The sequence below is a fragment of the Runella sp. R0.1_18 genome (assembly GCF_057652155.1).
In genome coordinates this window covers 1-6,474 of sequence record NZ_JBYFCK010000047.1, presented here as the reverse complement: position 1 = coordinate 6,474, position 6,474 = coordinate 1, and the positions used below count along the sequence as shown (strand labels likewise).

The 6,474-nt window shown below is 46.8% G+C and carries 4 protein-coding genes; all 4 read right to left on the bottom strand.

The features are described from left to right. On the bottom strand, positions 1-3,265 hold a 3,265-nt coding region (locus AC23P2_RS30800), incomplete at its 3' end, for a beta strand repeat-containing protein (protein ID WP_487776744.1). 19 nt (positions 3,266-3,284) lie between these two features. After that, the gene (locus tag AC23P2_RS30795; protein ID WP_487776743.1) at positions 3,285-3,833 is read right to left on the bottom strand and encodes a nuclear transport factor 2-like protein; all 549 of its coding nucleotides are present in this window, start codon (positions 3,831-3,833) and stop codon (positions 3,285-3,287) included. 160 nt (positions 3,834-3,993) lie between these two features. Beyond that, positions 3,994-5,892 carry a helix-turn-helix domain-containing protein gene (locus AC23P2_RS30790; RefSeq protein ID WP_487776742.1) on the bottom strand — a complete coding sequence of 633 codons (1,899 nt, stop codon included), beginning with the start codon at positions 5,890-5,892 and terminating at the stop codon, positions 3,994-3,996. A 108-nt stretch (positions 5,893-6,000) separates the two neighbouring features. Then, positions 6,001-6,276: a T9SS type A sorting domain-containing protein gene (locus AC23P2_RS30785; protein ID WP_487776741.1), complete on the bottom strand. Its 276-nt coding sequence runs from the start codon at positions 6,274-6,276 to the stop codon at positions 6,001-6,003. Positions 6,277-6,474 lie beyond the last annotated feature (198 nt).

The following is a 6,474-nucleotide window of genomic DNA, read 5'->3' as shown; positions in this document are numbered from 1 at the left end:
CTGACCAGTCGCTCCATGCACCGCTGCCTATTTGCACCCGCCAAACAGGATTACCTGAAACACACAAACCCGAAACATCAAACTCCAAACCGTTAACAGGATTCGCATCCGTGTCACACAAAACAGGGTTGTTACCTTCGGTGAGGGTTTGCTGGAGCGTTGATAACGTAATTGTGGGCTTTCGGTGAATTTGAATCAGCACCGAACTTGAAACCGCCTCACTGCATACCCCACTTTGCACCACTGCCCTGAAATAGGTATTCACCGTCAAAGCACCTATAAGCGCACTTGGCAACGTGGTCAGGGTAGCAGTTGAAGCAATATCAACCGCATTGCTAAAATTAGCATCACTCGACTTTTGCCATTTAACCACATTCCCCGTTTGACCCGACAAACTCAAATCTGCTGGACTCGTTCCCGAACATATCGTTTGGGCTGAACTTACTGTGCCGCCCACACTTACGGGGGTGACCGTCACTGAGCCCATAATATCATCCGACACGCAATTAGTAGTCGAATTTTTGACCGTGAATTTAAAAGATATTGAACTTCCAAAAGCAGGACTACTCAGCATCACCGTTATAGGGTTAGATAAATCGCCATCACTAACCGCCGTAATACCAGTCTCTGAAATCGAATACTTGTTCGGTGAATTTGTTGGGGCACTATAAGGTATCGTAAAACTCGTAGCCCCTGGACAAATGGCTGGAATCGTACTCAATGTAAGAGCTGGTTTGGCTGGGTCTTGTAAACTAGCCGTGGCAGCATTGCTGACGCACGCACCGTACGTAGCGACAATATCGGTATAATTTCCTGCTCCCAAAGACGTTAGCGTAATTACGCCACTGCCGTCAGAGATAAAGTTAGCCGCCGAAACCGCTATGTTATTCTTTTTATAAGCAACCGAATAGGTGGTACTGTTCAAAAATCCGCTCAAAGTAATACTACCGTTTGAGCCACCACAAGTCGTAGGGCTGGAGCTTCCCACCGTGGGAGTGATGGTCGTGGGTAAAGAGCCTTGATATTCATACGCCCCCATATCAATTCTACCATCAGCATAAAAACGAGGATTCCCTGCGAAATCAACAAGCCCTACCGTGGCTGAGGTAGTAGCAGCATCTCCCGCATTGATGGCAGGCGAGCAGGGTGTTAGGCGTAGGTCTCCATTGGCAGCATTCACAAAAAGTGGGTCAGTACTTATATTTCCTGTACCAGTTAGCCCACCCTGAAATATCGAATAACTTGTCGTAAGCACACCCGATGTAGCATGAATTTGTTGCGGGCTGTTCCCCCAAAAAATGCTGTTCAAGATCGTCGTATTCCCAAAAAGATTTCGTACACCCCCACCTTCTCCACTTACATTATTAAAAAAGGTACAGTTGATTACATTCACCGTACTGTAAGCATTAACTATAGCTCCTCCCCACGTTGTAGAGGTATTCTCCGCAAAAATGCTGTTGGTAATCGTCAAAGAGCTATTACGATCTATATTGATTGCTCCTGAATTAATTACCCCAGTATTCCCACTAAAATAACAATTACTAATCGTACTGCTGGAAGCCCCATCAATGTTTATTGCTCCTCCGTAACTAGCTCGATTTTCAATAAACTTACAATTGCGAATAATAGTCGTGGTTCCTGAAATGCTGTTTAGGCCAGCCCCTGCGTCATTGCCTAAATCTACTGAATTACCATAAGCTACGACAAAACCGTCCAATGTAGCACTGGCTCCCTGAACTGAATTGCTAATAACGCGATAGCTATTATCACTGTTATCACCTACATTACCAATGTCTCCACTGAGCGTTGTTAGATTCGTTCGCCAATCTCGGGCAGTAAGCTGGCTTTCTGTGCCGTTGAAGCCCCCATAAATGGCCACGCCATTTTTCATCACAAAGGTTTTGGTACGGGCGTCGGCGGGGGTTTTATTGCCAGAAGCATCAGCCGTAGGATAGTACGTGCCTGCCGCGACCCAAATCTCAGCCCCTGAACACACCGTTTCCAGCGCATCTTGCAGGCTCGTAAAAGCATCCGCCCATGAACTACCGTTGTTGGCTCCCGTCGCATTGGCTTTCACGTAATAAGTACAGTTGCAAGGACGTGTAAGCGTGTAGGTCTTGTCCACGTACAGCGTCGGATTGTATTTGAGGCGAATCCGCACGGTGTAAGTACCCACCGTGGTTCCCGTACCAGAAGTAACATTCAATGGGTCGGCGGTAACATCCGCGAATGTGGGCGTCCCCGTAAAACTATTGCCCGCTACGATGGCGTATTCTACTCCACCCGAGGTAAACCCATTTAGATCATCAGTGAGGTCAATGCTCACGCCGCCTTGCGTAGGTGTAATGCAGGAAGGTTGAGTAGGCGTAACCGTAGCCGAGTACGTAGCCGTACCGAGACACTCAATGATAACTTGACCACCTGCGTTGTTTAAAATGCTATTGTTTTGATTAGTTCCCAAATTAATAGACCCGCCACCTGAGGATTGGGTAAAATTACTACATTGTGGATTAGCATTACGTACACTTGCATTGCCGCCAGAGTATCCACCACCACCGCCGCCGCCATATTCACCAGCACCACCGCCGCCATAGCCTCCTCCACCGGTTGTCCCAACATCTCCAGTATTTCCAGTAGCAACTCCTCCATGTGCATTGATCCCACTACCACCACCGCCTGTAAAGCCTCCACTAAATATACCTACTCCATTACTACCATTAGTATTCAAGCCACCACCACCGCCTCCGTTTCCTCCATTACCTCCATTACCATTTCCAGCCGTAGTTGTCGCAGAACCACCCGCAAGATGTCCGAAACAAGAGGCATGTGTGGCACCGCCACCGCCTCCTGCCACCAATAAAACAGAACCAGACTGGATACGAACCCCTGAGCCACCACCACCAGCACCACCGCCAACACGAGTAGTGCTCGATTGTGAAGCCCCTAATGCCCCAACCGATGCTTCCAAGATTTGTCCTTGAGAAACAAAAAAGTCTCCAATCATTATTGCACCAGCTCCTCCTGATACTTCAACACTATTTCCCCCCTTCGCGCCTTTTGCAGTGATGCGTATTTTATAAGGGCCGCCAGCAGGCACCGTCCAAGAGCCACTACTACCCGTTTGGCTGGGGGTAGTGGCCGAGATATTCAGCACTTCACCCGTACAAGTTTGCGCGGCGGTAGTTTGTCCAAGCAATAAAAAAAGTCCCCACCCAAATAGAAGTACAAGGCGGTACAAAGCATAACGTAGTTTTGTGGTATTCATCGGATTAAAAGGTAGTTGTTTAAATAGTAGTCAAAGTAGGTATCATCGGACGGTGGTCGTAGTAACTATACCAACGATCGATGCGTTTTTGTGCATTAAAATGAAGGCAGCAGTTCAGATTCAGCGTGCGGGTATGGCCATCGACGTAATGGAGTTTTCCCCTAAACATCGAAATCACATACACCCCCGACAACCCCGAAAATGGCAAGGCTTGACGTGTTTGAACTGGAATGTGGTTGAAGTGGCTGAGTTGCCAAGAATCAAGGCGCGTAAGTTGCGGCCAGCTTTTCCAAAAGGCCAACACCGCCGACTTACCCACGAGCGGTTGGGCGCGGTCGGGCAAAAAATACTGCACGTCGTCGGCCAACAAATCAGCACAGCCATCCCAGTCAAAATCCGACTGGTAGGTCAGCGCTTTTTCAGCCAAAACAACATAGTTATCAGTCGCAATGGTATATCGATCCGAAACTTTACTGGGACTTTGCTCGGTCGAAGAGCAAGCCAACGACCAGAGCCAAAGTCCAATACAAAGTAGGGTAATGTGAGCAATAGAAAAGACCTTTTTCATCAACAATTGGTTGAAAAATGATATCCCAAAAGTAGATGCAAACACAGCTCACCCTGTTTGACTATATGACCAAAAACTTAGAAAATACGGTCAAAAACTTAGAAAAACGCACAATTGCGTATCTTTTTGAAGAAAAAAAGGTATGTATGCTAAAAATGGCTCAGTTGGATAGCTGAACGTTTCGCAAACCAAACCGTTGCAGCAAAGCGTCAAAACGTTTATCACCGCGTAAGAAACGAAAGAACGGCGACACCTTGACATCGGTGGGAATCTTCCCCAATGTGGCCATTTTTTCGAGGTAATAAAGGCAGTTTTTTTTGTCGTTCAACCCCGCATATACCATTGCAAAATAGCTGTAATTATCGGGCACTTCGGGCAGAGAAGACAGGTACGCTTGGGCCGTGGCCGTTTGTCCCAAACAAGCCTGGGTATAGATAAGGGCTGCTTCAATCCCTTTGACGCTGGGGTTAAGTTGTTGGGCTTTGGTCAGCTCCCGCAAAGCGAGGGAATAATTTTTGGTTGCGAGGTTATGATAGCCCGTTGACCAGTAATACAAAAAAGAATCACTGAACAAAAGTTTGCCGTTTTCAATGGCCGCTTTGGTCATTTCTCTCTTATTAGCATAAGAACAGTTGCGAATATGTCCGCCCAAAATCACGGGTGAAAGCGGATCTAAAGCCACGGCTTTGGTGCTGTACTTCACCGCCTCTTCCAGCAGCCCCAACGAACGTAGCATCAAGCTGTACCAATAATTCACTTGCGCGTCGTTTGGATTACAACGCAAAGCAATCAGAAAAGTGGAATTAGCCTGTTCCCAACGGTATTCGTCACGGTAAACAGCCGCCAATAGTCCATACGCCTGGGCATTATCGGCATCCAATCGGATGGATTTCAGCGCTTCTCGCTCCGTCATCCTGAAACTTGAGTCTAAGTCGATGTGGCTCAAATTTCCCAAACTAAAATAAGCCTGCGCTTTACAAGAGTAGGCGTCCGAAAAATTGGAATCTAACGCAATCGCCTTGTCAAATTTCGTTAAACTTGCCAGCAGTTTTTCCTTGGTCCGAGTTGCCAACAATTGTTTCCCCTGCAAATATTCGTTGTAAGCTTCAGGGTTATCGGTTGGCATCTGGTTTGCCTTGACAGCCAACGATTGCGATGGTTTTAATTGAAATCGTTGGGTAATGTCTTGGGCTATTTTATTAATTAAACCAATGAATTCAGTGGCCTTCCCTTCGTACTGTTTTGTCCACACCACTTGGTCTTCTGAGGCTTTTACCAGTTCCATTGTTATACGCACACTCGCTCCATTGAGGGTTGTCGTACCTCCCAAAATATAGGATACGTGTAGCTCTGAGGCAATTTCGGGAATCGTTTTTTTCGACTCTCTAAAGAGTTTTAACGAGTTTTGGGAAATAACTTTTAGGTGACTGAGGGTGGTCAAAGAGGCGTGTATTTGTTCGGTTACCCCCTCTGCCAACAGCGCCGCCTCGGGATCACCGTTGCTTTTGAAAGGCAAAACCGCGATGGAGTTGTCTGCCTCTTTGGATATATACCTCACCCAAAGCCCGACACCTGCCAGCACCACAAGCAACATTACGAGGGCAACGTACTTATATTTCTGTTTGGTCGCAGTTGGAGTCGTCTCATTTACAGGCGGCGACGGCGGCACAATGTTTTGAACCACCACCTCCTGCTCCTCATGCGAAGTCTCTAAAAGGGGCTCTTTTTCTCTATTTTTACGATATTCAGTGGGAGAAATGCCAAATTCTTCAGTAAAGTACTTCGTAAAAGTTTGTGGGCTATCCACGCCAATTTCATAAGCGATTTCGGCTATTTTGCGGTCGGTGGTTTCAATTAACTCTTTCCCCTTCAGCAAACGGCGACGACGAATGTAACGGGAAGTAGAGAGGTCGGTTTCCTCTTTCACGAGTCGAAACAATTGAGAACGGCTCATGCCTAATTCAAGGCATATATCATCAATGGAATAGCTACCATTTAGTATATTTTTATCAATGAGTTGGTTGAGTCGTTCAATGTTTTTCTTGTCCGTTGGGTACATTTTCCAATCTTATCAAATCAAGCCGCAAATTAGGGCAAATAACTGAAAAATCCTGCCATCATAGGTTGATAACAGGATTTTTCAACTAAAACATCAAGCTTTGGCGTGTTAATTTACCTTCACCACTTTCAAAGTCGCTTGTTTGTCAGGCGTAGTTACTCTCAAGAAATACATCCCCGTCGGTAACTCACTCACCCCAAACTCCTCGTGGTGACTGTTGGTTTCGGGTAAGAATTGGCGACTTAAAACACTTCGACCCGAAGCATCCGTCAACTCCGTTTGCACTACTTGGCCTTTGCTGTCAGATACTTGAAGGCGCAGGATGTTCGTCACGGGGTTGGGAAGAACAGCCAGCCCCCTAACCCGCGCGGCGGACCGTCCCATTGGAGGAACATTTGCCCATTGCTCGCTCGCTATTCTCGATGCTCTTACTCCATCTTGCGACTGGATGCTCAACCTGTATTCTCCCTTGAGTAATCATTATCCACATCCGCACACTATCTACCCAATTTACTAATCTTGAAATCTTGCCTCTGTTCAGAGGATATAACCCGTAATACATAACTCCCCGCTACATAGCCT

What these genes read in the sequence shown, in the direction of transcription:
- AC23P2_RS30795 (WP_487776743.1), bottom strand. Translation starts at nt 3,833, where the DNA reads ATGAAAAAGGTCTTTTCTATTGCTCACATTACCCTACTTTGTATTGGA.
- AC23P2_RS30790 (WP_487776742.1), bottom strand. Translation starts at nt 5,892, where the DNA reads ATGTACCCAACGGACAAGAAAAACATTGAACGACTCAACCAACTCATT.
- AC23P2_RS30785 (WP_487776741.1), bottom strand. Translation starts at nt 6,276, where the DNA reads ATGGGACGGTCCGCCGCGCGGGTTAGGGGGCTGGCTGTTCTTCCCAAC.